The sequence below is a fragment of the Rhodococcus pyridinivorans genome (assembly GCF_900105195.1).
Taxonomy (GTDB): Bacteria; Actinomycetota; Actinomycetes; order Mycobacteriales; family Mycobacteriaceae; genus Rhodococcus; species Rhodococcus pyridinivorans.
Genome location: NZ_FNRX01000002.1, coordinates 921,031 through 947,072, shown reverse-complemented (window position 1 = coordinate 947,072; position 26,042 = coordinate 921,031). Strand labels below are relative to the sequence as shown.

The following is a 26,042-nucleotide window of genomic DNA, read 5'->3' as shown; positions in this document are numbered from 1 at the left end:
GCCGGGCCTGTTCAGGATGGCATTGACGCAAAGAAAGCCGAGGCCTGCTCGAGGATCGTGTTCGCCCGCCGCAGCTCGCGGTTCTCCCGTTCGAGCTGTGCGATCCGTTCGGCATCGCTGGTTGTGGTGCCGAGGCGCACGCCGCCGTCGACCTCGGCCTGCTTGACCCAGGTCCGGAGCGCTTCGGGGTGCACACCGAGTTGATCGGCGATCCGTTTGAGTGCTCCCGGCCGTGTCGCTGGATCCTGGCGGGCTTCGACGACCATTCTCGTTGCTCGTTCCTTCAGCTCAACGCTGTACTTCCGTGGTGCTGCCATGCTCTTCATCCTTCACAGGTTCGAGAGCCTCCGACAGACCCGGGGCGATTCAGTCGGGGCGCGGGTGCTGCTGCAGGTTCGCTTCTTCCCGAGGTCCACCGAGGACCTGGGAAGGGGCCCGGCGGTGGCAAGGAGAACGCGGACGATGACCGATCTGACGGAGTTGTTCCGGCATTGGCATGCCGGCCGCTCCCAGGTGCAGATCTCGACAGCCCTGGGACTCGACCGCAAAACCATCCGCAAGTACCTGGCCCTGGCACTGGCGGCGGGGCTGCCCCCGGCGACGGCCACAGATTCGACGAGAACCTGTGGCGCGAGTTGATCGGGGCCTGGTTCCCCTAAGTGGTGGACCCAACGGCGCGGGCGGTGACCTGGCCGGCGATCGCCGCCCACCACACCTGGATCGAAGGCCAGCTCGACGAGTCGGTGACCGTAGCAACGATCGCCCAACGACTGCGCGACGACCACGGTGTCCCGGTATCGGAATCAACTGTGCGTCGCTATATTTCGGCGCGATTCGCCGAACGGGTCGCGGCGTCGAAAGCCACGATGCCCCGCGGAGCGGTCCCGCCGGGCGACGAAGGTCAGGTCGAGTCTTCGGTGATCAGGCCGTCGCCGCCGCGATGATCGACCGGATCGTCCATCACGCCGACGTGTTGACGCTCAAAGGTGCCAGCTACCGCCTTTGAGGACGCGGAATCGACAGTCTTCCCAGGATCAGAATGGAGAATTAGGCAGACTAGCCACACACCGACACGGTGCTCTCGTTCTCCACCGTCGCATCGGCCTCGAATTCAAGCGTTGTCGACACTCTACTCCCGTCTTGCTCTCTTCGTCCCATCCGCACACTTCTCTCCAATCAGCAGGGTTACGACCAATACTTGAGCCCGCCGCGTCGATTCCCCCATTCCATGACGGTAGGCACCGTTCTGGGCGATACTGAGAAGTGCCCCGGACCGAGTAGAGGCTAGGTACATGCAGGACTCACGCAATCCTGACGCGACAATTCTCACTGCGGCCGAACCGCATCGGATGACACTGGGACTGCCCCTACGCAAAACCCCAGGCATCCGCGGCAGCGGCACCACACGGAGATATTCTGGCCGGCCAACCCATCAGGCAGGGAGGTGATGTCAGAGTCCAGTGGCGGGAGCCGGTCGAATAGGTCATCGGCACACTGAACTACCGCTGGGCCGCGCCCGCGCCGCCGCAGGCGCGTGGACAGCTACACCATTAGGCTGGATTTTTGGATTACTCCACCGAGGCCGGCCGCCGTGTACACGCCTCGATCTCAGCTTCTACGCGCCGATCTTCGGTGCCGTTGTCGGCGCTCCGTTCGGCCTGGTCATGCACGCATCACAGGACAGGGCAGCCAGCGCGACTTCACCTCGTTCCCAGTCCTTACGACCATGTCCCTACACAACCACGGCACTCCGAAGTCCTCGCCGACGTCGAAGTCGCGGACCAAGCCGTCCGCCGACTCACCGGCCGGACCAATCGAAAGGAATGAATCATGGCAACTGCGGTAGGCATCGACTTGGGCACCACCAACTCGGTCATCGCAAGCTGGCAAGGCGGCGAACCGGTGGTGATCTCCAATGTCGAGGGTGCGCGGACGACGCCGTCGGTGGTGGCATTCACCGATAGCGGCGAGCGCCTGGTGGGTCAGCTGGCCCGACGACAGGCGATCCTGAACCCGAAGGGCACGATCTACTCGGCGAAACGCTTCATCGGACGTCATTTCGACGAGATCTCCGAGGAGGCCAAAGCGGTCAGCTTCGACGTCGTACCGGGCGACAACGGTGAGGCACGATTCGACGTGCGAGGTAAGAAGTACGCACCAGAGGAGATCAGTGCCCTGGTGCTGCGCAAACTCGTCGACGACGCCAGCAAGTTCCTTGGCGAGAAGGTCAAGGAAGCGGTCATCACCGTTCCGGCCTACTTCAACGACGCGCAGCGCAACGCCACCAAGGACGCCGGCCGGATCGCGGGCCTCGAGGTCCTGCGGATCATCAACGAGCCGACCGCGGCGGCATTGGCGTACGGCATGGACAAACAGACCCACGAGACCGTACTGGTCTTCGACCTCGGCGGCGGCACGTTCGATGTGAGCCTGCTCGATGTCGGCGAGGGAGTAGTCGAGGTTCGCTCGACGGCCGGCGACTCCCACCTCGGCGGAGACGATTTCGACCGGCGCCTGGTGGACTACCTCGCCGACGAGTTCCAGAGCGCGGAGAACATCGATCTGCGCAAGGATCCACAAGCGCTGCAACGACTCTTCGAGGCGGCAGAGAAGGCCAAGGTCGAGTTGTCCTCGGTAACTCAAGCCCAGGTCAACCTGCCCTTCGTCACCGCAGACGCGAACGGCCCCAAACACCTCACCACCACGATCATGCGATCGAAGTTCGAGGATCTGACGGCAGATCTGGTGGAACGCTGCCTCGGTCCGGTAAAGCAGGCAATGAGTGACGCCAAGATCACCGCCAACGACATCCACGAGGTGATCCTGGTCGGTGGTTCGACACGCATTCCGGCGGTACAGGCACTCGTTCGCCGGCTCACCGGCGGTAAGGATCCCCACATGGGCGTCAACCCGGACGAGGTCGTGGCGCTCGGTGCCGCGGTCCAGGCAGGCGTGCTCAAAGGTGAGGTCTCCGACGTACTGTTGCTCGACGTCACCCCACTGTCCCTCGGCGTCGAGACGCAGGGCGGGGTAATGACCAAGATCATCGAGCGCAACACGACGATCCCCGCCCGACGCAGCGAAGTGTTCTCCACAGCGGAAGACAATCAGTCCGCCGTGGACGTCGTAGTCCTGCAGGGCGAACGCGAACGCGCCGCCGACAACCGGGTGCTGGGCCGGTTCCGGCTGGAAGACATCCGACCTGCGCCACGCGGCGAGGCGCAGGTCGAAGTCACATTCGATATCGATGCCAACGGCATTCTCAACGTCACCGCCCGTGACAAAGACACCGGCAAGGAGCAGAGCATCACGATCAGCGAACAGGGCAACCTCGACCAGAGCGAGGTCGAGCGCATGCTCGCCGAGGCCGAACGGAACCGGCGTGAGGACGAGGAGCTGCGCAAGGCGGTCGACGCACGTAACGCCCTCGATTCGGTTGCCTACCAGGTGGAACGGCGACTTGCCGAACTGGGTGACAGTGCGCCACCGCACGAGAAAGCGCGTGCCGAGATGTTGATCGCCGACGCGAGGAAGGCTGTAGAAGACGGTGCTCCACCCTCGGAGGTAGAGCCACTGACCTCGGAGCTGCAGCAGTTGCTCTACGGGCTTGCAGCGGTTCAAAACGGCGGCGAGGGATACCAGACCGGCGGAAGAGACGCTGCGTCGTCGGATGACGACGACGTGATCGACGCCGAGTTCGATCGGAGTTGAGGCACCTGATGGACAGATCTGCTGATCATTCGACGACCGAGCAGGCTACCGACCATACTGACACGGACCAGACCGAGACGAGGCCTGATCACACCGATACCGAAGCCAAGCTGGCTCGACTCGAGGACCGCTGGCGCAGAGCACTCGCAGATCTGGACAACCTGCGCAAGCGGTATGCCAAAGATCTCGACCGTGAACGCGCCGCGGAGACAGCGAGGGTATCGGCGGCGTGGCTGCCTGTCCTGGACAACTTGGAGCTCGCGCTGGCCCATGCGGATAGCGATCCTCAGGCCGTCGTCGAGGGTGTGAAGGCGATCCGGGATCAGGCGGTGCAGGTGCTGTCACGGCTCGGCTTCGAGCGCCACGACGAGGTCGGTGTGCCGTTCACCCCGGAACTCCACGAAGTAGTCAGTGTGGTGGCCCAACCCGACCTTCCCTCCGGGACCGTGATCGAGGTCTTGCGGCCAGGTTACGGAGAAAACGGACAGCAATTGCGTCCCGCCACCGTGGTCGTCAGCCGACCTGAGGAGTGAGCGCCATGGCGCGTGACTACTACGAAGCGCTCGGGGTCCCGCGCAGCGCCGACACCGACGAAATCCAGCAGGCCTACCGCCGACTTGCCCGCAAATATCACCCCGACATCAACAAAGACCCCACTGCGGAAGACAAGTTCAAAGAGATCAATGAGGCCTACCATGTGTTGTCCGACCCGGACACCCGGAAACGCTACGACCGATTCGGGGACGACTTCCGGCGGGTACCCGAGGACTACGACGAACGGGTCCGGGCCGGCGCAGGCGGGTACGGCGGCGGTGGGTACGGCGGCGGGGGCGGGGCCGGCGGCAGAAGGGTGCACTTCGGTCAAGGTTTCGGTGGCGAGGGCGGCGTCGACTTCGAGGACCTCTTCGGACAGATGTTCGGCGGCGGTGGCGCGTACGGCCCGATTCCCGGCGCCGATCAGGAAGCGGAACTGGAACTGACCCTGGAAGAGGCGTACCGGGGCGGCAAACGCACTCTCCGTCTGGACGGACGACGATACGACGTCGACATTCCGGTCGGTGTCCTCGACGGCCAAAGAATCCGGCTGGCCGGGCAAGGGGGCCGAGGCAACGGCGGCGCACCGCCCGGGGATCTGTACCTCGTGGTCCGGATCAAACCGCATGCCCGGTTCCGCGTACAGGGCCGGGACATCTACGTCGACCTTCCCGTCTCCCCCTGGGAAGCAGCCCTCGGCGCGACGGTCGCCGTTCCCACTCCCGGCGGTGAGGCGAAAGTCAAAGTCGTACCGGGCTCGTCGACAGGTAGGAAGCTGCGCCTGCGCGGAGAAGGCATGCCCAACCCGCGAGGCTCCAACGGCAACCTCTACGCCGAAATCAAGGTGATGGTGCCATCGAAACCGACAGCACGCGAACGCGAGCTGTTCGAACAGTTGGCCGCCGAATCGAACTTCGACCCGAGGAAACAGCCATGAGCACCCCCACCCCGGTCACCCAGTACATATTGGTTCGCCGTACCGGAATGTCGCTGGATGTCTTCGCCGAACGTACCGGGCTGCACCCCGACCTGGCAAGAAAACTCGTGGCTCTCGGCCTGATCGACGCACGCCGCGACCCCGGCGGCGAAATATTGTTCGAACCGTCAGCAGTGGCCCACGCTGCCCGCATCCAACGGTTGCGGACGGGTCTAGGCCTGAACTACTCGGCAATCGGGCTCGTGCTCGATCTGCTGGATCGAATCGAGAAACTCGAAGCAGCGTCCCGCAGAAGGAGGACACCCCCATGGACACCGGCAGCCTGACTGAAAGGTCACGAGAAGCCCTGCAGGAAGCCCAGAACGTAGCGACCAGAATGGGTCACACCGAGGTCGACGGAGAGCACCTGCTGCTCGCGTTGGTCGATCAGCAGGACGGGCTGGTACCCCGACTGCTCGAGCAGGCCGGCGCGAACGTCGACGCCCTACGCTCCGATCTGGAACGTGAACTCTCGCGCAGGCCGAAGGTCAGCGGCCCCGGCGCGACGCCCGGTCAGGTGATGATCACCCAGCGCCTGGCCAAGCTGCTCGACGCCGCGGAACGGGAGGCGAAGCGACTCAAGGATTCCTACGTGTCGGTGGAGCATCTCGTGATGGCCCTCTCCGAGGAGGGATCGGCCAGTGCGTCCGGACGGGTCCTCGCCAGTCATGGGGTCACACGAGAGACCTTCCTCGCCGCCTTGACCACAGTGCGCGGCAACCAGCGCGTCACCTCGGCCACCCCGGAGGGTGCGTACGAGGCGCTCGAGAAGTACGGACGCGACCTCGTCTCCGAGGGCCGAGCAGGCAAACTCGATCCGGTCATCGGGCGAGACGCCGAAATCCGCAGGGTAACGCAGATCCTGAGCCGGAAAACGAAGAACAATCCGGTGCTGATCGGCGACCCCGGCGTCGGCAAGACCGCGATCGTCGAGGGCCTCGCCCAGCGGATCGTCCGCGGCGACGTGCCCGAGGGCCTACGCGACAAAACGATCTTCTCGCTCGACATGGGTTCCCTGGTGGCCGGCGCGAAGTACCGCGGCGAGTTCGAGGAACGGCTGCAGGCGGTGCTGTCCGAGGTGAAAGCGGCCGAGGGGCGCATCCTGTTGTTCGTCGACGAGTTACACACCGTCGTCGGCGCAGGATCGGTCGGCGGCGAGGGATCTCTCGACGCCGGCAACATGCTCAAACCGATGCTCGCCCGCGGCGAACTGCACATGATCGGTGCCACCACTCTCGACGAGTATCGCAAGCACATCGAATCCGATGCAGCATTGGAGCGTCGATTCCAGACCGTTCTCGTCGACGAGCCCAGTGCCGAGGATGCAATCTCGATTCTGCGCGGACTTCGCGAACGCCTCGAGGTGTTTCACGGCGTGAAGATCCAGGACGGCGCACTGGTGGCCGCCGTGACCCTCTCGCACCGGTACATCACCGACCGCTTCCTGCCGGACAAAGCGATCGATCTGGTAGATGAGGCGTGTGCGCGGCTACGAACCGAAATCGATTCGATGCCCGCCGAACTCGACGAGCTCACCCGGAAGGTGACCCGCCTGGAGATCGAGGAGGCCGCGCTGTCCAAGGAAACGGACGCGGCCAGCAAGGCGCGTCTCGACGAGCTGCGCAAGGAGCTGGCCGATCTGCGGGCCGAGGCCGACGCCCGGCACGCGCAGTGGGAGGCAGAGCGCCAAGCGATCCGTCGGGTGCAGGAGCTACGGGGAGAGCTGGAACGGTTGCGCCACGAAGCCGAGGAGGCCGAACGCAATTACGACCTCAATCGGGCCGCCGAGCTGCGATACGGCGAGATCACCGAGCTCGAACGCAAACTCAAGGCGGCGGAGGAGCAATTGGCCACCAGGCAAGGCCGCAATCCGTTGCTGCGCGAGGTGGTCACCGAAGACGAGATCGCCGAGATCGTGGCCGCATGGACGGGTATCCCGGTCGCTCGACTGCAGGAAGGCGAGCGGGAGAAACTGTTGAAGCTCGACGAGATCCTGCACGAGAGAGTCATCGGTCAGGACGAGGCAGTGCAACTGGTCGCAGACGCGGTAATCAGAGCAAGGTCGGGTATCCGCGATCCGCGCCGGCCGATCGGTTCGTTCATCTTCCTGGGCCCGACAGGTGTGGGGAAGACCGAACTCGCAAAGACGCTGGCCAGTGCCCTCTTCGACAGCGAAGACAACATGGTGCGCCTGGACATGAGCGAGTACCAGGAACGGCACACGGTGAGCAGACTCATCGGTGCACCCCCCGGGTACGTCGGGTATGACGAGGGGGGTCAGCTCACCGAGGCGGTGCGCCGCAAGCCGTACTCCGTGGTGCTCTTCGACGAGATCGAGAAGGCCCACGCCGACGTCTTCAATACCCTTCTACAGGTGCTCGATGACGGCCGGATCACCGATTCCCAAGGCAGGCAGGTCGATTTCCGGAACACGGTGATCATCATGACCTCCAACATCGGATCCCAGCATCTCCTCGACGGAGTCACAGCCGACGGCGAGATCAAGCCGGACGCCCGGGCGCGGGTGCTGGCGGAACTGCGCGGGCACTTCCGTCCCGAGTTCCTCAACCGGATCGACGACATCGTGTTGTTCACCCCGCTCACACTGCCCCAGATCGAACATATCGTCGAGCTACAACTCACCGACCTTCGGAACAGATTGTCAGAGAGACAGATACACTTGAATATCACACCGGAAGCACGCCGGCTCATCGCCGAACACGGTTTCGACCCGGTCTACGGTGCACGACCCCTGCGCAGGTATATCGCCCATGAGGTCGAAACCAGGATAGGTCGTGCGCTGTTGCGCGGCGAAATCGAACCGGGCGGCACCATCGATGTCACGGTCGATGACGGCGAACTGTCCGTCGCATATACGGAACCCGCCATCGCGGCCTGAGAAGGGGTGTCGTCATGAGATCCGACACGGTGAAGTGCCCACACTGCGGCAAGGTCAACAGGGTACCGGCGGCCGGGAACGGGAGACCCCGCTGCGGAAATTGCCACGAGCCGCTGCCCTGGATCGCCTCGGCCGGGGACGGCGACTTCGCGGAGGTCGCCGAGAAATCCTCGGTGCCTGTACTCGTTGACCTCTGGGCGACGTGGTGCGCTCCGTGCCGCATGGTCAGCCCCGCGCTCGAGCAGCTCGCCACAGAACGCGCAGGTCAGATCAAGCTCGTCAAGGTCGACGTGGATGCTGCACCCCAGACGGCCGAACGGTTCACCGTCCGCGCCGTACCGACGCTGCTGGTGATGGACCGAGGTGAGGTCCTCGCTCGTCAGGCGGGCGCCGCTCCGGTACCCCAGCTGCGCACATGGCTCGATCAGGCGCTCTCGGAAAAAGCAGGCAATGAGGCGAACTCATGACTTTTGCCCACGCGGACCCACATGTGATCGCGATCCGGCCCGTGGCGCCCCGGACTCCGCAGGGTTGCGAGGAATGTCTTCGCCTCGGAACCCCGTGGGTGCATCTGAGGCTGTGCCTGACGTGCGGACACGTCGGTTGCTGCGACTCCTCGCCGGGTAAGCACGCGAGCGCGCACGCCCACAGCATCGGCCATCCGATCGTCCAGTCGATGGAACCCGGCGAGGATTGGCGGTGGTGTTATGTCGACCAGAACTTCGTCTGAGGACGCCGCACCCGTCCCCGACAGTCCGCCGGTCGACGACGAGACTCCGGACGAGGAAGGTGCTTTCCCACGGCTGACGGACGACCAGGTCGCGACGCTCGAGGTCGGCGGCACGCGTCGATCGGTTCACACCGGCGAGGTGCTGATCCGAGAGGGCGCGCCCAGCAACGACTTCTTCGTCATCCTCTCCGGCAAGGTCGCGGTCATCGACGAGGGCGCCGTGGACGGCGAACGCCGGATACTGCGCGTGCACGGCCCGGGCCGCTTCCTGGGCGAGCTCGGACTGCTGGATGGCCAGGTGGCGTTCTTCACCGCCGAGGTGATCGAGGACGGCGAGGTGCTCGTCGTCCCGGCCGAGCGGGTGCGCGCGCTGGTGGCCCACGATCTTGTGCTCAGCGATCTGATCCTGCGGGCCTACCTGGTGCGCCGGCACCTGCTGATCGGGCTCGGTTCGGGGTTCCGGATCATCGGCTCCTGCTATTCCCCGGATACGTTGCGGCTTCGGGAGTTCGCGATGCGCAACCGATTGCCCCACCGGTGGATCGATCTGGAGCGGGACGAACGGGCGGAGCAGCTGCTGCGCAGCCTGGGTGTCGCCCCAGAGGATACTCCCGTCGTGATCTGGCACGGCGAGAAGGTGCTGCGCAATCCGACGAATGCGGAACTAGCCCGCATCGTCGGGCTTCCGGTCCCGGTCCCGGACGCGGCCCAGGACGTGTGCGACCTCGTCGTGGTGGGTGCGGGACCGGCCGGTCTGGCCGCGTCCGTGTACGGCTCCTCGGACGGGTTGAACACGGTGACACTGGAGTCGATCGCCGCGGGCGGCCAGGCCAGTACCTCCTCCCGGATCGAGAACTACCTGGGCTTTCCGGCGGGGATCTCCGGTGCCGAATTGGCCGAGCGGGCCGTGATTCAGGCCGGGAAGTTCGGTACCCGCCTTCTCGTGTCGGCGGAGGTGACCGGTTTGGGATCCGAGGCCGGGAACCATGTGCTCCAACTGGCGGACGGCGGCGAGATCCGCGGCCGGGCCCTCGTGCTCGCCACCGGGGCGCGATATCGCAAGTTGACGGTTCCGGGAATCGAGGCACTGGAGGGGACGAGCGTGTATTACGCCGCAACCCATCAGGAAGCGCGGATGTGCGGCACCGACCCGGTGGCTATCGTCGGCGGCGGAAACTCCGCCGGACAGGCCACCGTCTTCCTCGCCGACCATGTCTCCCACGTTCACCTGCTCATCCGCGGCGACGACCTCGGAAAAAGTATGTCCCGATACCTGGTCGACCAGATCGAGCGCCATCCGCGCGTCACCGTGCACCGGAATACCGAGGTTCGTACGGTCCACGGTGAGAAGTACCTCGAAGAAATTGTGGTCGAGGACAATCGCACGGGGGAACAGGACACGATCGGGGTGCACGCCCTGTTCGTCTTCATCGGGGCGATGCCGCATACCGGGTGGCTGGCCGACGCGATCGCACTCGACGACCACGGCTTCGTACTCACGGGCCTGGACGCGGTCCGCGCCCGAGGGGACGGCGACCGGCGGATCGGCGCCGGGTTGTCGAGGACGCTCGAAACCAGCCGGCCCGGTCTGTTCGCGGCGGGTGACGTCCGCAGCGGCTCGGTGAAACGGGTCGCATCCGCTGTCGGTGAAGGAGCGATGGCGGTTCGCCAAATCCATGAATACTTCGAGAGGAGCTGACGACATGCCAGTGATGGGCACCGTGAAATTCCAGCGGTTCTTCCGGGTAGCGGCTGGACTGCACGTCGACCGGAACGACCTCAAGCGCTATACGGATTTCATCGACGACAAGATCTACGACGTGATCCTCATCGGCAAGGCCTCGGCAAAGGCAAACCTGCGGGACGTGATCGAACCGTGGGACCTGCCGATCACCAAGGGGCTGCAGGAGAGCATCGACCGATTCGAGAAGCTGGACGAGGAGATCGAACTTCAACCTCTGCTCGACCAACTGGCGGCCCGACCGCCCTTGGACGTAGCCCTCTCCGAGGAGACCGAGCAGCGGCTACCGCTGATTGCCGGCGGCTTGAGCGTGGCGCTGGCGCGCACTTTCGTCACTATCCAGCCGGACCGCAAAAACCCCGGGACCGCCGAGTGGAACGTCACCCTCGACATCTTCCATCAACTCCTCTGAACCCAGCCAGCGACCGGGCACTGATGGGGGTCTGTCAAGTTAACGGTGTAACTGGTTGAACTGTAGCTACTTTCGTCCAGCGGACAGGCGTCCGTCGAAGGTGATCTCGAAGGCGTTCAGTGCTGCCTTCCAGCGGTTGGACCAGCGTTGGCGGGCGGTGCCTTTGGGATCGAGGCTCATGATGGCCAGGTACACGCATTTCAGGGCCGCGGCCTCGGTCGGGAAATGACCGCGGGCCTTGACGGCCCTGCGGATTCGGGCGTTGACACTTTCGATGGCGTTGGTCGTGTAGATGACCTGTCTGATGGCGTTGTCGAACTGCAGGAACGGCACGAACTCGGCCCAGGTGTTGGTCCAGAGCCGGATGATCGCGGGATAGCGTTTCTCCCATTTGTCGCTGAACTCGGCGAACCGGTCCAGCGCGGCCTGCTCCGACGGCGCGGTGTACACCGGTTTGAGGTCCTTGGCGATCTCGGCCCAGTCCTTGTGGGAGGCGTAGGCGTAGGTATTGCGGAGGAGGTGGACCACGCAGGTTTGCACGATGGTCTGCGGCCACACCTGCCCGATCGAGTCGGGCAGATGCTTCAGACCGTCGCACACGACGATCAGCACATCCTGCACACCACGATTCTTCAGCTCCGACAACACCCGAAGCCAATACTTCGCCCCCTCCCCGTCGCCGTGCTCGCCGGCCCATAATCCGAGGATGTCGCGGGTGCCGTCCACAGTCACCCCCATCACGACGTAGATCGGCCGGTTGGCCACGTTGCCGTCGCGGATCTTGACGTGGATGCAGTCGATGAACAGCACCGGATACACCGGGTCCAGCGGCCGGTTCTGCCACTCGGCCATGCCGTCCATCACCCGTTCGGTGATCGTCGAGATCGTCTGCTTGGACACCTCGGCGCCGTAGACCTCGGCCAGGTGCGCAGAGATCTCACCGGTGGTCAGTCCCTTGGCCGACAGCGAGATCACCATGTCCTGCACCCCGGTCAGCCGCCGCTGCCGCTTGGCCACGATCTTCGGCTCGAACGAGGACTCCCGGTCCCGGGGTACGTCGCGCTCGACCGGGCCGGCCTCGGTCAGCACGGTCTTGGCGCGTCTGCCGTTGCGGGAGTTGCCGCTGCCCCTGCCGGCCGGGTCATTCTTGCCGTAGCCGAGGTGGTCGTCCATCTCGCCCTCGAGGGCGGACTCCACCACCAGCTTGGTCAACTTCGCCAGCAACCCGCCCTCGCCGGTGAGCTGGAGGCCTTCGGCCCGCGCCTGATCCACCAGTTCCTGCAGCCGGGCATCGCTGACACCCACAGGTGCCGAGTTCGATTCGTCCTCACGATCAATCACATCGGTCATGGTGGTGCATCTCCTTTCAGAGTTACACCGTTGTTCTTACAGTCCCGTCTGAGATCAGCAATGTGAGGGCGGATAGGCATCGACGCGCTGTGCCCGAGAACTGGTGTCGGCGGTCAAACCGGGGTGCCGGTGATCGTCGTAGCCAAAGCAGCGCGGACTTCGTCGACGGTGCTGATCTCGGCCAGTAGCGCGAGGGAGTCGATGCTGGCTTGATGCGCTGCGAGAGTGGCCGCAGAGCATGCATCCTCGACGATCACCACTCGGTATCCGAGATCGCCTGCGACCCTGGCTGTTCCCTCGACGGAGGCGTTTGTGGCCACACCTGCGAAGAGGAGGGTGGTGATGCCTTTGCTGCGTAGGATGGTATCGAGGTCGGTACGGGCGAAGGCTCCGATGCGCTGGTGAGTGAGCACGGTGTCCTCATCATGCGGCGTGAGGGGTTCGATGATCTCGGCGAGTTCGCTGCCTTCCTTGAGGCAACCGGATTGGGCGACGATGCCGAGTAGGGGCGAGTTGGCGTCGAGATCGGACAAGTCCGGCTTCCATGCGACCCGGGTGTAGACGATCGTGGTGTGGGCGGTACGGGCGGCGGTGATGAGCGTGGCTATGCGGTCGATGACCTTGCGCTCGGTCACCTGCTGGTAGAAGAAGTCGGCGAAGGCGCCGGTAGCTTCGACGACGTCGCCTTGACAGTGGACAGCCACGAGCGCAGTGGTACGCGGGTCGAGTTCCATCAGTATCTCCTGGGCAGAACGGGGAAGGATCAGACGTGGGCGAGGATCGAATGCCCGATGTTGTCGATGTCGCGGGCGGCTGTGCGTGGGTTGGACAGGAAGACTTGAAGGATGTCGACGCCGGCTTCGCGCATCAGGGCTGTTTTTTCTCGTAGCTCGGCAGGAGAGCCGTACAGGCACCAGTAGTCGACGAGTTCCTTGGTGATGATCGGACGGTGCCGGGGGTCGAGGCCGCGCAGGTACTTCGCCCAGACGTCGAGATAGTGCGGTTGGTCCGCGGATTTCGGGTCGCCGAGGTATTGCTGGGCGGCGGTGAGTGAGGCGTCGACGATCGAGTCGCCGAGTTCGTCGCGGTGTTGGTCCATCAGTCCGGCGTTGGTGATGCATGAGCTGATCGGTCCGGATCCGAAGCCGTTGGTGACGCCGTCTTCCCAGGTTTCTCCGTTGCCGAGTTGGTAGAACCAGGACAACGAGACGAGCTTGACAGAGCCTGGGGCTCGTCCTGCATCGGCGACGGCTTTGTCCAGGAGCCTACGAATCATCTGGATCATGTCGATGTTCGGTCCGAGGCAGTAGACGACGGCGTCGGCGTATTTGGCTGCTTCGGCAAGACCGCGGGGCCCGCCGGCAGCAACCCAGATCGGGATGTGGTCGGTGACGTTGTAGAAGCCACTTTCTTTGTCGAGGAACTCCACTTCCCGGGACTGTCCGAGCCAGGTGTGGTTGACCCGGTGGCCTGCCATCAGTTCACGGGAGACCTCGATGGCGTGGGACAGTTCGGAGATCTTCGCGGTGCGGTTACCCATGGAACGCAGCGCGTTGTTGGCGGTACCGATACCGAGGAAGGTTCGGCCTGGCGCCAGGGCATTGAGAGTGGCCATGGAGTTCGCGGTGACGGGGGCGATGCGGGTCAATGGATTGGTGACCATGGTGCCCAGGTGGATGCCGGTGGTCTGCTGCGAAGCCAGGGCGAGGAACTGGTACGGATCGGAGAACAGCAACGGGCCTTCGCCGACACCGAAGTGAGTGACCCCGAGGTCCTCGGCCTGCTTCACCATCGCGACCTGGTCGATCTTGGCGCAGGTGCCGATACAGAATTCCATAAGTTTTCTCCTTGCACGGGGCCCAGGGGTGTGCACTTGGCTCGTCCTACCCGTCGTAGCGGGGATGTGTCCGACGGCCTCACTACGGGTGTGCATGCCTCCGGAGGGGATTCCGCAATCGGGGATGCTGCCCACTGATCGCGAACTGGAATGCTAGCGTTCCAGATGAACGTAGCTCACAGTGACTCACACCACAAGTACTAGAATGCAAGTCGCTGCCTTCAGCTCCCAGCACCACCCGATAACCGACGGAAAGCCTGAGCCGATGACCTCGACCGATCCCGGCCCGACGGCTAGCACCGAGGCTGCCGCCCTCCTTGCGCACGTCCGCACCTCCGGGGCACGTCTGTCCTCCGCGCTCTACGACATCTTGAAGACCCGATTGCTCGAAGGCCGCTATACAGCTGGCGAGAAGATCGTCGTCGAGTCGATTCGGCAGGAATTCGGGGTGAGCAAACAGCCGGTCATGGATGCCCTGCGTCGCCTCTCGAGCGACAAACTGGTCTACATCGTCCCCCAGGTCGGGTGCGAGGTCGTTTCCTACACCCCGCGTGAGGTCGAGGACTTCTTCACCCTGTTCGGTGGTTTCGAAGGAGCCATTGCTGCGGTGGCGGCCACGCGGCGAACCGAGGCGCAGGTGCGGGAGCTGGATCTGATCTCTGCACGCGTCGATGCCTTGATCGCCTCCGACGACCCCGAGGTCCGCGCCCACGGATACCGAGTTCACAACAGGGAATTCCATGCCGCCATCCATGCGATGGCGCATTCACGGATCATGGAGGAGACCAGTCAGCGGATGTGGGATCTGTCGGATTTCCTGATCAACACCGCCGGCATCACCAACCCGCTCGCGAGTGCGTTACCCGACCGCCAGCACGACCATCACGAGATCGCCGAGGCGATCCGAAATCGCGATGCCGCTGCGGCGCGTGAGGCGATGGAGCGCCATATCGTCGGCACGATTGCGGTCATTCGCGACGAATCGAGTGCTCAGCCATCGCGCTGATGGTGAGCCCGCTCCCTATAACGGATTCTGCACGACCGGGCAGGCCTACAGGCTTCCGCCCCGCCTGCGGCGCTGTATCTTCAGGCAGCGCCGCATCACAATGATCGCCACAGTGCGATCCAGCCTCCTCCGACAGAGACTTGCGTCACCATTCGCGCTGGAGTAGCTTCGCAGCTAGACGTCTAGCATTCCAGTTGCTCGGCCCCTTTCTGCGGCGGCCCTCTTCGACATCCCGACGAATCTCAGACGAAAGGCGCGGCCATGACGACCGCCTCGCACCCAGCATTGTTCGCAGTGCCAGCCTGCTCCGACACTCGCAGCGGGGGAACCACACCGTGACCACCGCGCCGACTTCCGCAACGAAGACCTCCCCGATGCGGGTCGCCCTGGCCAGCTTCGTAGGGACCACCGTCGAGTACTACGACTTCTTCATCTACGGCACTGCGGCCGCACTGGTCTTCCCCACCTTGTTCTTCCCCGATGCTTCACCTGCTATCGGAATCCTGTTGTCCTTCGCTACTTTCGGCGTCGGATTCCTCGCCCGACCCCTCGGAGGCATCGTCTTCGGCCACTTCGGTGACCGGGTCGGCCGCAAACAGATGCTCGTCATCTCTCTCGTCGGTATGGGTGCCACCACAGTACTGATGGGACTGCTACCCGGTTACGCCCAGATCGGCATCGCCGCTCCGATCCTGCTCACCTTGCTGCGCCTGGTTCAAGGCTTCGCCGTAGGCGGTGAATGGGGTGGCGCCACCTTGATGGCCGTCGAGCATGCCCCCACCGCGAAGAAAGGATTCTTCGGCTCCTTCTCACAGATGGGTGCTCCCGCCGGGACGAGCATTGCGACCCTGGCGTTCTTCGCCGCTTCTCAACTCCCGGACGAGCAGTTCCTCAGTTGGGGCTGGCGGCTACCGTTCCTGTTCAGCGCGGTCCTGATCGTAATCGGCCTGTTCATCCGCCTGTCCCTGACCGAAAGCCCCGACTTCGCCGAGATCAAAGCCAACAGTGCTGTAGTGCGGATGCCGATCGCCGTCGCATTCCGCAAGCACTGGAAAGAAATCTTCCTCATTGCCGGCACCTACCTGTCCCAGGGAGTGTTCGCCTACATCTGCATGGCGTATCTCGTCTCCTACGGCACCACCGTCGCCGGAATCAGCCGCACCTTCGCCCTGGCCAGCGTGTTCGTCGCCGGCCTCGTCGCCGTCCTCCTCTATCCCGTCTTCGGCGCCTTGTCGGACACCTTCGGCCGCAAGACCATGTACCTGCTCGGCGCCGTCACCATGGGGGTGGCGATCGGCCCGGCCTTCGCACTGATCAACACCGGAAACCCCTGGCTTTTCATGACCGCGCAGGTACTGGTCTTCGGCATCTCTATGGCCCCCGCCGCCGGAGTAACCGGATCGCTGTTCACCATGATCTTCGATGCGGATGTGCGCTACAGCGGCGTCTCGATCGGCTACACGCTCTCCCAGGTCGCGGGCTCGGCGTTCGCCCCGACCATTGCGACCGCCCTGTACGCCTCCACCAACACCAGCAACTCGATCGTGCTTTACCTACTGATCGTCTCGGCCATCTCGGTGGTCTCGGTGATCCTGCTGCCCGGCGGCTGGGGACGCAAGGGCGCGACACGCCAACTGGTTGCCGACAAGCGCACCTCGACACCGAATGCAACTGCCACCGCATCCTTTTCGACTCCGCCCACCACCGACGCCGCACAGTCCCTGCAGACCTTGGACAAGTGAAGTGACCACCATGAACGACCACGACCCCACGTACGACACCGACGTCATCATCGTCGGACTCGGTCCCGCCGGCGGCACAGCCGCTCTCGCCCTGGCCACCTACGGTGTGCGCGTCCACGCCGTCTCGATGTTCCCCTGGGTGGCGAACTCACCCCGCGCGCACATCACCAACCAACGCGCCGTAGAAGTGCTCCGCGACCTGGGCGTCGAAGACGAAGCCCGCACATACGCCACTCCGTGGGACCAGATGGGCGACACCCTGTTCACCACCAGTCTGGCCGGTGAAGAAATCGTCCGGATGCAGACATGGGGCACCGGCGCCCGGTACGGCGACTATCTCGCCGGCAGCCCGTGCGCGATGCTCGACATCCCTCAGCCCCTGATGGAACCGGTACTGATCAAGAACGCGGCCGAACGCGGCGCGTTGATCAGTTTCAACACCGAATACCTCGATCACAGCCAGGACAAGGACGGTGTCACGGTGAGATTCCGGGATGTGCGCTCGGGCACCGAGTTCACCCAGCGAGCGCGCTTCCTGCTCGGCTTCGACGGTGCCCGCTCGAAGATCGCCGAACAGATCGGACTGCCCTTTGAAGGCGAGCTCGCCCGTGCCGGCACCGCCTACATCCTGTTCAACGCGGATCTGAGCAAGTACGTCGCTCACCGGCCGAGCATTCTGCACTGGATCTTCAACTCCAAGGCCGGTTTCGGTGAGATCGGCATGGGTCTGCTGCGGGCGATCAGACCTTGGGGCCAGTGGATCGCCGGATGGGGCTTCGACATGTCCCAAGGTGAACCCGACATATCCGATGACGTTGTGCTAGAACAGATCCGTACCCTTGTCGGCGACCCTGAGCTGACCATCGACATCGTGTCGCGCTCGTTCTGGTACGTCAATCAGCAGTGGGCCGAGCATTATCAATCCGGCCGGGTGTTCTGTGGCGGCGACGCCGTACACCGGCATCCGCCGAGCAGCGGCCTGGGCTCGAACACCTCCATGCAGGATGCATTCAACCTTGCCTGGAAGATCGCCTACGCCGCCAAGGGATACGCGGGACCGGGACTGCTCGAGTCCTACTCCCCCGAGCGGGTTCCGGTCGGCAGGCAGATCGTCGCGCGCGCCAACCAGTCCCGCAAGGACTACGCCGGTCTGCGCGAGTGGTTCGATCCCACCAGCGACGACCCGGTCACCGCCGGCCTGGCAAAACTCAAAGCTCCCTCCTCCGAAGGCGCGGCACTGCGTGAGCGCCTATACGAGGCACTCGAGGTCAAGAACACCGAGTTCAATGCCCACGGCGTCGAACTCAACCAGCGTTACGCCTCGTCTGCGGTGGTCCCCGACCTTGAAGCCGGTGAGGAGGTATGGGGACGCGACCGGGAACTGTACCTGCAGGCCACCACTCGTCCTGGCGCCAAGCTGCCACACGCCTGGTTGGTCGGCCCGCACGGTACCCGGGTCTCGACCCTCGATGTCACCGGCAAGGGACAGATGACCCTGCTCACCGGCATCGGCGGACAGGCATGGAAACGTGCCGCTGCCACATTGGACCTACCGTTCCTGCGCACCGTAGTCATCGGTGAAGCGGGCATCAACGACTCGTACGGGTACTGGCGGCAGCTCCGTGAAATCCATGAGGCCGGGGCTCTTCTCGTGCGCCCCGACGGCTACGTCGCCTGGCGGTACAGCGCTCCGGTATGGGGCGACAGCGAAGCACTCACCCACCTCGAGAACGCGCTCAGCATCGTCCTCGACCGTGCCCCGCATGAGACCCCAACCGCCGGGGACGGCGGTACGCCCCAGTACAGCATCCACGCCGTACCGATCGTCGTCCCGCACGTCACCGCCGACGACGCAACATCAGCCTCCACAGCCAGCATCACACCAATCGAGGGAGCACACGCATGACCCGCCCGTACACCAGCGTCTGGGACGATCTGAACCAGGTCGAGTTCAGCCAGGGGTTCATCCAGGCCGGCCCATACCGCACCCGCTATTTGCACGCCGGGGACGACTCCAAGCCCACACTCATTCTCCTACACGGCATCACCGGCCACGCCGAAGCATATGTCCGCAATCTGCGTTCACACGCCGAGCATTTCAATGTGTGGGCCATCGACTTCATCGGCCACGGCTACTCCGCCAAACCCGATCACCCCCTCGAGATCAAGCACTACATCGACCACGTGCTGCACCTTATGGATGCCATCGGCGTCGAGAAGGCATCCTTCTCAGGCGAGTCGCTGGGCGGATGGGTCACCGCCCAGTTCGCTCACGACCACCCGGACAAAGTCGAGCGGATCGTGCTCAACACCATGGGCGGCACCATGGCCAACCCACAGGTAATGGAACGGCTCTACACCCTGTCGATGGAAGCGGCGAAAGACCCGAGCTGGGAACGCGTCAAAGCACGCCTCGAATGGCTCATGGCCGACCCGAACATGGTCACCGACGACCTCATCCGCACCCGCCAGGCCATCTTCCAACAACCGGACTGGCTCAAGGCATGCGAAATGAACATGGCCTTGCAGGACCTCGAAACCCGCAAACGGAACATGATCACCGATGCCACCCTCCAAGGCATCACCGTGCCAACGATGGTTCTGTGGACCACCAAAGATCCCTCCGGTCCGGTCGACGAAGCAGAGCGCATCGCCTCCCACATCCCTGGCGCCAAGCTGGCGGTCATGGAGAACTGCGGACACTGGCCCCAGTACGAAGACCCCGACACCTTCAACAAACTGCACCTGGATTTTCTCCTCGATCGCAGTTGACACAGATGCAGCCGGTGCCGCCCTCCCCTGAAACCCCTGGCGGCACCGGCCGGACGCACCCATCCGACGAACCTCATCCGCTCTCGCTCGAACCATCCGGGCAGAGGCCGTGAAGTACCAGAAAGGAGGCTCCGCGATGCCTGTGGCGCTGTGCGCGATGTCGCACTCCCCCCTGATGGGACGCAACGACCCCGATCAAGAAGTCATCGACGCCGTCGACGCCGCCTTCGACCACGCGCGCCGATTCATCGCCGATTTCGCCCCAGATCTGATCGTGATCTTCGCCCCCGACCACTACAACGGGGTCTTCTACGACCTGCTGCCACCGTTCTGCATCGGAGCCGGCGCGCAGTCCGTCGGCGACTATGGCACCGAAGCCGGCCCCCTCGACGTCGACCGCGACGCCGCCCGCACTATTACGCGCGAAGTACTCGACAGCGGTATCGACGCCGCGTTCTCCGAACGCATGCACGTCGACCACGGTTTCGCCCAGGCTCTACAACTACTCGTCGGATCGATCATCGCAGTACCGACCGTGCCGATCTTCATCAACTCCGTCGCCGAACCCCTCGGCCCCGTCAGCCGAGTTCGGCTGCTCGGCGAAGCTGTCGGACGAGCAGCCAACAAACTGGACAAACGCGTCCTGTTCGTCGGATCCGGAGGGCTCTCCCACGACCCACCGATTCCGCAGTTCACCAGCTCGCCTGAGCAGGTGCGCGAACGGTTGATCGACGGCCGCAATCCGAGCGACGCCGAACGCAAGGCCCGCGAACAACGCGTCATCACCGCAGGTCGAGACTTCGCTGCCGGTACCGCCACCATTCAGCCGTTGAACCCCCACTGGGACCAGCATCTTCTCGAAATTCTGGCATCCGGCGAACTCGAACAAATCGACACGTGGACCAATGACTGGTTCGTCGAGCAGGCCGGCCACTCGTCCCATGAGGTGCGCACCTGGATCGCCGCCTACGCCGCGCTCCACGCAAACGGCCCCTACCAGGTCACGTCGAGCTTCTACCGCGAAATACCTGAGTGGATAGCAGGATTCGGAATCACGACAGCCCTCACTCGATCCTCGAACCATATGAAGTGACCGGCAGCTGCACCCCAAGAAAAGGTCTGCCGTCTTCGACAAGTCCAACTGAGCGCGACCATAACCGCACCGCCGCGGTTATCAAGCAGTGCACTACTACAGGCCCACTAGGGCCTGTCCTGTGAATCACTGAAGCCACAAGACGATCGCAGCGATGATCAACTCGGATCGGAAATAGGCAGCTCGTTTGGCGTAACGAGTGGCCAGGTCACGGAAGTGTTTGAGCCGGTTGATGCAGCGCTCGACGACGTTGCCGCCTGCGTACTCGGCCCGGTCGAACGCCGGTGGACGCCCACCACGGGAGCCTTTCGCCGCCCGGCCGGCCTTCTGATCCGCCCGTTCCGGACAGGTGAACCGGATCCCGCGCCCCCGTAGCAGGACACGGGTACTCGGATGCGAATACGCCTTGTCCGCCACCACCGCATCCGGACGGGATCGCGGCCGTCCACCCCCAAGGCGGGCGACCTCGATCCTGTCGAGCAGCGGAACCAGCTGCGGGTTGTCACCGGCCTGGCCGGCGGTAAGGATCACACTCATCGGCATACCGCGTCCGTCGACCGCGAGATGAATCTTGCTGCTCAGTCCTCCTCGGGAACGTCCGAGGCATTCTCCGTCGACGGCGAGCGCTTCGACTGCCGGTGTGCAGCCCCCTAATGAGAGCTGGCGGGTCCTGCGATGCGGCAGACTCGTCACTGGTAGCGGCGGGCAGGTGAGCACTCGAGCCCCCTGGACACCGAGTCCTGAAAAAAGACCGTGCCCCTGCCCGTCCGCCGGGAGAACGGAATCGCTGATGGGATGTCGTGCCACCGGAGCACTGCTTCATTAGGTTGCTGATCGTTCTTCCGCATGCTGCCGGATGTAGTGGCGTTGAACAGCAAGGGCGGGTGACGAGGCTGATGTTGTTTGTCGGAGACGACTGGTCGGAAGAGCATCACGATATCGAGTTGATGGATGCATCCGGGCGCAGGTTGAGCAAGGCTCGGTTGCCGGAAGGAGTGGCCGGGATCGCGCGGTTGCATACAATGGTCGGCGACCACTTGGGCGACAACGTCGACGAGTCCGAGGTGGCCATCGGAATCGAGACCGACCACGGCCCCTGGGTAGCGGCGTTGGTCGCTGCCGGCTACACGGTGTTCGCGGTGAACCCGTTGCAGGCATCTCGTTTCGTGATCGTCGACGAGTCTCGGGCGCCAAGAGCGACGCCGCAGATGCGCACGTGCTGGCCGATATGGTGCGGACCGATTCGCACCAACTGCGGCCGGTGGCCGGCGACAGCCCCGAGGCCGAGGCCATCAAGGTCGTGGCCCGGGCCCACAAGACCTTGATCTGGGAACGCACCCGCCATACCCAGCGGCTGCGGCATGCGTTGCGCGAGTACTTCCCGGCCGCGTTGGAGGCGTTCGACGACCTCGACGCCGTCGACGCCCTCGACGCCGTCGACGCCCTCGAGTTACTCGGCAAAGCACCCGACCCGACCTCGGCAGCGCGACTGACACGCGGTCAGATCACCGCGGCACTGCGCAAGGCTCGGCGTCGCGACATCGAAACCAAGACCGACCAGATCCAGGCCGTGCTGCGCGGTGAACACCTGGGTCGGGCAGCGGTGATCACCACCGCATACGCGACCACCACCCGCTCCGCCGTGGCCGTACTGACCACGCTGAACACCGAGATCACGACATTGCAGAAGCAGGTCGATGCCCATTTTGGCCGACACCCGGACGCTGAGATCATCTTGTCCCAGCCGGGACTCGGATCCTTGCTCGGTCCCCGGGTGCTCGGTGAATTCGGTGACGACCGCAGCCGCTACGCTACCGCCAAAGCGCGCAAGAACTACGCCGGAACCAGTCCGATCACCCGAGCCTCCGGCAAGAAGAAAACAGTTATGGCACGATTCGTCCTTGGGCGATCGGCTCGTCGATGCCCTGAGCGCACAGGCATTCTCGGCACTGCAAGCTTCCTCCGGTGCCCGCGCCTACTACGACAAACAGCGCGACCGCGGTCTCGGTCACCGTCCTGCCCTGCGGCAGCTCGCCAACCGACTCGTCGGCATCCTGCACGGATGCCTCAAGACCCGCACCTGCTACGACGAGACGACCGCCTGGTCACCTCACCCCGAGCAGGCTGCTGCTTGACTCTCAAGCTCCTGGGATGTCTTTTTCCGGGCACCGGCCGAATGCTGGTGTGCCCGGACCACGGTCGAGTCGACCGAGACGATCCACTCGACCGCCCCGACCGCGTCGTCTTTGACGACCGCGGCATCGAGGATCTTCTCCCAGGTGCCGTCCATGGTCCATTTACGCAACCGCTCGTGCGCCGTTTTCCACGGTCCGTAGCGTTCGGGCAGGTCCCGCCAGGGTGCGCCGGTGCGCAGCTTCCACAAGATCGCGTTGATCACCTGTCGGTGATCGCGCCACTGTCCGCCTCGTCCTGAAGCGGGCAGTAGCGGTTCGATCTGCGTCCAGGCCTTGTCGGTCAGCTCACCGCGTCCTACCACCCCGAATGCGTATCACGGGGGGGTGTTCACCGATTCACAGGACACGCTCTAGTCACTCTTCCCAGCCGGGCCCATATTCCAAGTACATCACTACGCAAGGCTGAGTAGTGGAAACTGCTGTGAAGCAACGCTATCGGCTTTGGATCGCGGTTACCGGAGCTCGAGTGCATCGATGAGCTTGCGACGCTCGTCGTCAGTGAAGTGCTTCCGCACCGCCGCGGCCAGCACATCCGGATCCGCTCCCAGACGCTTGAGTGCCTGAGCCACCTTGTCCACCGGCTCGAGCTTGCTCGCAGGCTCTTTCGGCTGCGGCGCCTCAGGCTCGGCAGTCTCTGCGTCGGCTTCGGGTTCCGGATCAGGGTTCTGGGCTGCTTCCCACGCCGCGACCTGTTCCTCGAGCGGAACCCGGGCCAGCGAGCGGGCCTGGCGCACAGCGAGATCACCTGCACGCAGGGCTGCTTGCAGCTCGGGGGCAAGTTTGAGCAGGGCGCGACGCTGCGACACCCAGCCCTTGGAGCGACCGAGTTTCTTCGCCGCCACATCCGCACTACCGAACTCGGAGACCATCAACTCCACAGCCTTGGCTTCTTCGAGGACGTCGAAGTCACGGCGGTCGATGTTCTCACTCGTTGCAGCCCACAGGATTTCACCCTTGTCGACGGCGATGCTGTCGCGCAGCACCACATCGAGACCGGGACGGCCGTACTTCTGGGCCGCAGCGAGCCGGCGGTTGCCGTTGACGACGATGTACTGCGCTGCACCGAGATCGTCTTCATCCTCGGGTCACAGTTTCAACCACGCTGTGCGGCTGACGACGGTGCCGGGTTGCAGCTGCCGGTCGGCGATCGTCGCCAGATCCGACAGATCCCCGAGTTCGTCGCGCGGGTTGCGGGGGTTGGCGATGAGCTGATCGACCGGAACATCGGCGAGCAGTTGACCTTCGAGCGGCTCGATCGTCGTCTTCGTCGTCGTGGGTGCGGGGGTGCGCTTACGGTCGACCGGAGAGTTGTCGCCGACTGCTCCGACGAGGGAGGCGAAGTTCGCGCGCCCACCCTTGGGCGGCATCAGCGACCACCATCCGCGAGCTCGAGGCTGAGCTTGTAGAAATCCTCCCGTGCCTGCAACGAGACGCGGCTGGCTTCGTACTCGGTAACGACGCGGCCTTCGGCAGCGGCGCGGGTGTGGACCTTGTAGTGCCGCACCACCGTTCGCGCCAGCGGCCATCCGTTGGCCTGGACGAACTCGCGGGTCTGCTCGAGGTCCACCTTGCCGTCGCGGGGATCCCAATTGTTCACCACGACAATGAAATTCTTGCCGAGAGGTTCGATGACCTGCTTGATGGTGCGCGCGGTGGGATCGAAGCACAGCGGTTCGGGTTCGATCGGAACGATGACCAGATCAGCGACCTCGAGCACCGCTCGCAGGGCGTCGGCGGAACTGCCGGTGCCGAGCACATCGGTACCGTCATCAGCACCGGACAGGTCGATCCAGCCCGGGGTGTCGACGTAGACGTGCTTGATGCCGGGCAGCTTGTCGAGATTACGCAGCACGTCGAGGTTGTCGTGAACCTGATCGATCAGAAACGGCAACTCCTCGACGCGCGAAGCCCACCAGACTGCGGAGCCCTGCGGGTCGACGGAGATCGCGGCGACCGGGGACTGAACATCGTCATCGGCACCAGCGGTCGCGGCGGTGAGGACATCCGCTTTGACAGCGGCAAGGTTCATAGTGAGCGTCGATTTTCCGACGCCACCTTTTGGTTGAGCATCACATGAACAGCCACAGGTTACCTCCGTATGCTTCACCCCAGGGTGGGGCTACTTCGGACTCGCGTCGTCATCTCTTGGCGGAGATGACGATTGCGCCTGCACCACGGTAATCTCCGCGAGACGCGCAACACGTACGATAGACCCTTACGGGTCTACCGAACAAGCTTTCGCCGTATCATCTCAGATGCCTTGCGCTCTCACCCTCACGTGAGAGCGCCGACCGAGTCAACGCCACCTCCAGCGCCACCGCACATCTTCTCTTCAAAGACATTCTGCACCAAGTGAATACATGGTAACTACCTCAATCCTGCTATCTCCCTGACACTGTCGATGCGGAAACGGTCCCACACGGCTCCGCAAACATACGGGTTCCCTATACCGCGCCGAACTCGGCCTGATCGGTGGCGTGCCGGGGTTCAAGAATGCAGGTTGGCGAGATGATGCAGGCAAGCCCTGACGGTCGAGCGCTGATCGCGTTACCTTGAACCGCGCATCACTTTCGTCACTGTGACAGCGAACCCGCGACTAGTCGAACCCGCCACTAGTCACACGACCTGGCAACCCATCGCGCTACTGAGAACCGCTATGAACCCCACTGCGGTTTACCGCGGTAAACCAGAGATCACCTCGAACCGTCGGCAGGGGCGCATTGTCACGATCAGAATTCACGGGTGCACCCAAGGCCGCACCGCTAGCTATTCAGATCCCGTTGGCCGAGAACTCCAGAGCCGAAGGCTTATCCACACCCTCAGACACGCGGGAGCAGCGGAACCCGAACTTTCGCCCCGGATCGAACTATTACTTTTGCAAAGCACCTACATCGCCTACAGTCGACCACATGACCTGATCGTCTCGGAAGTCGCTGTCCAACAAGTAATGTGGTGCATCGAGAGCATGCTACCACCGACTTCGCGGAGTGCAATCACGCCCTTACTCTCACGGAGAGCACGCAATTGCGGCGTGGACACAGTCC

At 63.8% G+C, this 26,042-nt stretch carries 19 protein-coding genes and 6 pseudogenes; 17 read left to right on the top strand and 8 right to left on the bottom strand.

Annotation, left to right across the window (positions count from 1 at the left end):
- Nucleotides 1–29 precede the first annotated feature (29 nt).
- Nucleotides 30–317, bottom strand: a pseudogene (locus tag BLV31_RS05120) (transposase); the annotation flags it as partial.
- A gap of 145 nt (nucleotides 318–462) precedes the next feature.
- On the opposite strand from BLV31_RS05120, the pseudogene BLV31_RS25765 reads away from it, so the two are divergent.
- The 11 genes and pseudogenes from BLV31_RS25765 to BLV31_RS05065 all read left to right on the top strand — a co-directional run.
- Nucleotides 463–911 (top strand): annotated as a pseudogene (locus tag BLV31_RS25765) (IS21 family transposase); the annotation flags it as partial.
- Nucleotides 899–1,006: pseudogene (locus BLV31_RS25200) on the top strand (ATP-binding protein); the annotation flags it as partial. The pseudogenes BLV31_RS25765 and BLV31_RS25200, both read left to right, overlap by 13 nt.
- Nucleotides 1,007–1,830: 824 nt before the next feature.
- The gene (dnaK, locus tag BLV31_RS05105) at nucleotides 1,831–3,711 is read left to right on the top strand and encodes a molecular chaperone DnaK (RefSeq protein WP_039584650.1); all 1,881 of its coding nucleotides are present in this window, start codon (nucleotides 1,831–1,833) and stop codon (nucleotides 3,709–3,711) included.
- Nucleotides 3,712–3,719: 8 nt separating this feature from the next.
- Nucleotides 3,720–4,244, top strand: a complete 525-nt coding sequence (locus BLV31_RS05100; RefSeq protein WP_039584651.1) for a nucleotide exchange factor GrpE — start codon at nucleotides 3,720–3,722, stop codon at nucleotides 4,242–4,244.
- 5 nt (nucleotides 4,245–4,249) lie between these two features.
- Complete coding sequence (locus BLV31_RS05095) at nucleotides 4,250–5,182, top strand: DnaJ C-terminal domain-containing protein (RefSeq protein WP_039584652.1); 933 nt, start codon at nucleotides 4,250–4,252, stop codon at nucleotides 5,180–5,182.
- Nucleotides 5,179–5,508, top strand: a complete 330-nt coding sequence (locus BLV31_RS05090; RefSeq protein ID WP_039584654.1) for a chaperone modulator CbpM — start codon at nucleotides 5,179–5,181, stop codon at nucleotides 5,506–5,508. The genes BLV31_RS05095 and BLV31_RS05090 overlap by 4 nt, the downstream gene beginning before the upstream one ends.
- Complete coding sequence (clpB, locus tag BLV31_RS05085; RefSeq protein ID WP_039584656.1) at nucleotides 5,490–8,120, top strand: ATP-dependent chaperone ClpB; 2,631 nt, start codon at nucleotides 5,490–5,492, stop codon at nucleotides 8,118–8,120. Before BLV31_RS05090 ends, clpB begins: the two co-directional genes overlap by 19 nt.
- Before the next feature lie 14 nt (nucleotides 8,121–8,134).
- On the top strand, nucleotides 8,135–8,587 hold the full coding sequence (gene trxA / locus BLV31_RS05080; protein ID WP_033097415.1) for a thioredoxin: 453 nt from the start codon (nucleotides 8,135–8,137) through the stop codon (nucleotides 8,585–8,587).
- On the top strand, nucleotides 8,584–8,850 hold the full coding sequence (locus BLV31_RS05075) for a UBP-type zinc finger domain-containing protein (protein WP_072740546.1): 267 nt from the start codon (nucleotides 8,584–8,586) through the stop codon (nucleotides 8,848–8,850). The genes trxA and BLV31_RS05075 overlap by 4 nt, the downstream gene beginning before the upstream one ends.
- Nucleotides 8,828–10,549, top strand: coding sequence for an FAD-dependent oxidoreductase (locus BLV31_RS05070; RefSeq protein ID WP_039584658.1), 1,722 nt, complete (start codon nucleotides 8,828–8,830; stop codon nucleotides 10,547–10,549). The genes BLV31_RS05075 and BLV31_RS05070 overlap by 23 nt, the downstream gene beginning before the upstream one ends.
- A 13-nt stretch (nucleotides 10,550–10,562) precedes the next feature.
- Entirely contained in the window at nucleotides 10,563–11,003 is a 441-nt protein-coding gene (locus BLV31_RS05065) for a DUF1931 family protein (protein WP_174556302.1), read from the top strand.
- Nucleotides 11,004–11,069: 66 nt separating this feature from the next.
- On the opposite strand, the gene BLV31_RS05060 is transcribed toward BLV31_RS05065, so the two are convergent.
- From BLV31_RS05060 to BLV31_RS05050, 3 genes are all read right to left on the bottom strand, one after another.
- Entirely contained in the window at nucleotides 11,070–12,353 is a 1,284-nt protein-coding gene (locus BLV31_RS05060; protein WP_072740545.1) for an IS256 family transposase, read from the bottom strand.
- A gap of 113 nt (nucleotides 12,354–12,466) precedes the next feature.
- Nucleotides 12,467–13,087, bottom strand: a complete 621-nt coding sequence (locus BLV31_RS05055) for a cysteine hydrolase family protein (protein ID WP_039584661.1) — start codon at nucleotides 13,085–13,087, stop codon at nucleotides 12,467–12,469.
- 29 nt (nucleotides 13,088–13,116) lie between these two features.
- A complete protein-coding gene (locus BLV31_RS05050; protein ID WP_006551092.1) occupies nucleotides 13,117–14,190 on the bottom strand; it encodes an LLM class flavin-dependent oxidoreductase in 1,074 nt (357 codons plus the stop codon).
- Between the two features lie 265 nt (nucleotides 14,191–14,455).
- Here BLV31_RS05050 and BLV31_RS05045 point away from each other — a divergent pair, with 265 nt between their 5' ends.
- From BLV31_RS05045 to BLV31_RS05025, 5 genes are all read left to right on the top strand, one after another.
- Nucleotides 14,456–15,196 carry a GntR family transcriptional regulator gene (locus BLV31_RS05045; RefSeq protein WP_064060777.1) on the top strand — a complete coding sequence of 247 codons (741 nt, stop codon included), beginning with the start codon at nucleotides 14,456–14,458 and terminating at the stop codon, nucleotides 15,194–15,196.
- 374 nt (nucleotides 15,197–15,570) lie between these two features.
- Entirely contained in the window at nucleotides 15,571–16,938 is a 1,368-nt protein-coding gene (locus BLV31_RS05040; protein ID WP_064060776.1) for an MFS transporter, read from the top strand.
- 10 nt (nucleotides 16,939–16,948) lie between these two features.
- Nucleotides 16,949–18,844, top strand: coding sequence for an FAD-dependent monooxygenase (locus tag BLV31_RS05035; RefSeq protein ID WP_259444412.1), 1,896 nt, complete (start codon nucleotides 16,949–16,951; stop codon nucleotides 18,842–18,844).
- On the top strand, nucleotides 18,841–19,710 hold the full coding sequence (locus BLV31_RS05030) for an alpha/beta fold hydrolase (protein ID WP_006551096.1): 870 nt from the start codon (nucleotides 18,841–18,843) through the stop codon (nucleotides 19,708–19,710). The genes BLV31_RS05035 and BLV31_RS05030 overlap by 4 nt, the downstream gene beginning before the upstream one ends.
- A 136-nt stretch (nucleotides 19,711–19,846) precedes the next feature.
- On the top strand, nucleotides 19,847–20,803 hold the full coding sequence (locus tag BLV31_RS05025; protein WP_039957954.1) for a 3-carboxyethylcatechol 2,3-dioxygenase: 957 nt from the start codon (nucleotides 19,847–19,849) through the stop codon (nucleotides 20,801–20,803).
- A gap of 126 nt (nucleotides 20,804–20,929) precedes the next feature.
- Here BLV31_RS05025 and BLV31_RS05020 read toward each other — a convergent pair whose 3' ends face one another.
- Complete coding sequence (locus tag BLV31_RS05020) at nucleotides 20,930–21,496, bottom strand: IS5 family transposase (protein WP_161793620.1); 567 nt, start codon at nucleotides 21,494–21,496, stop codon at nucleotides 20,930–20,932.
- A 203-nt stretch (nucleotides 21,497–21,699) separates the two neighbouring features.
- On the opposite strand from BLV31_RS05020, the pseudogene BLV31_RS05015 reads away from it, so the two are divergent.
- Nucleotides 21,700–22,938, top strand: a pseudogene (locus tag BLV31_RS05015) (IS110 family RNA-guided transposase).
- Nucleotides 22,939–22,958: 20 nt separating this feature from the next.
- Here BLV31_RS05015 and BLV31_RS05010 read toward each other — a convergent pair.
- The 3 genes and pseudogenes from BLV31_RS05010 to BLV31_RS05000 form a co-directional block, all read right to left on the bottom strand.
- Nucleotides 22,959–23,300, bottom strand: a pseudogene (locus BLV31_RS05010) (IS5 family transposase); the annotation flags it as partial.
- Between the two features lie 150 nt (nucleotides 23,301–23,450).
- Nucleotides 23,451–24,365, bottom strand: a pseudogene (locus BLV31_RS05005) (ParB/RepB/Spo0J family partition protein).
- Nucleotides 24,365–25,027: a ParA family partition ATPase gene (locus tag BLV31_RS05000; protein WP_006554888.1), complete on the bottom strand. Its 663-nt coding sequence runs from the start codon at nucleotides 25,025–25,027 to the stop codon at nucleotides 24,365–24,367. The pseudogene BLV31_RS05005 and the gene BLV31_RS05000 overlap by 1 nt, the downstream one beginning before the upstream one ends.
- Between the last annotated feature and the right edge of the window lie 1,015 nt (nucleotides 25,028–26,042).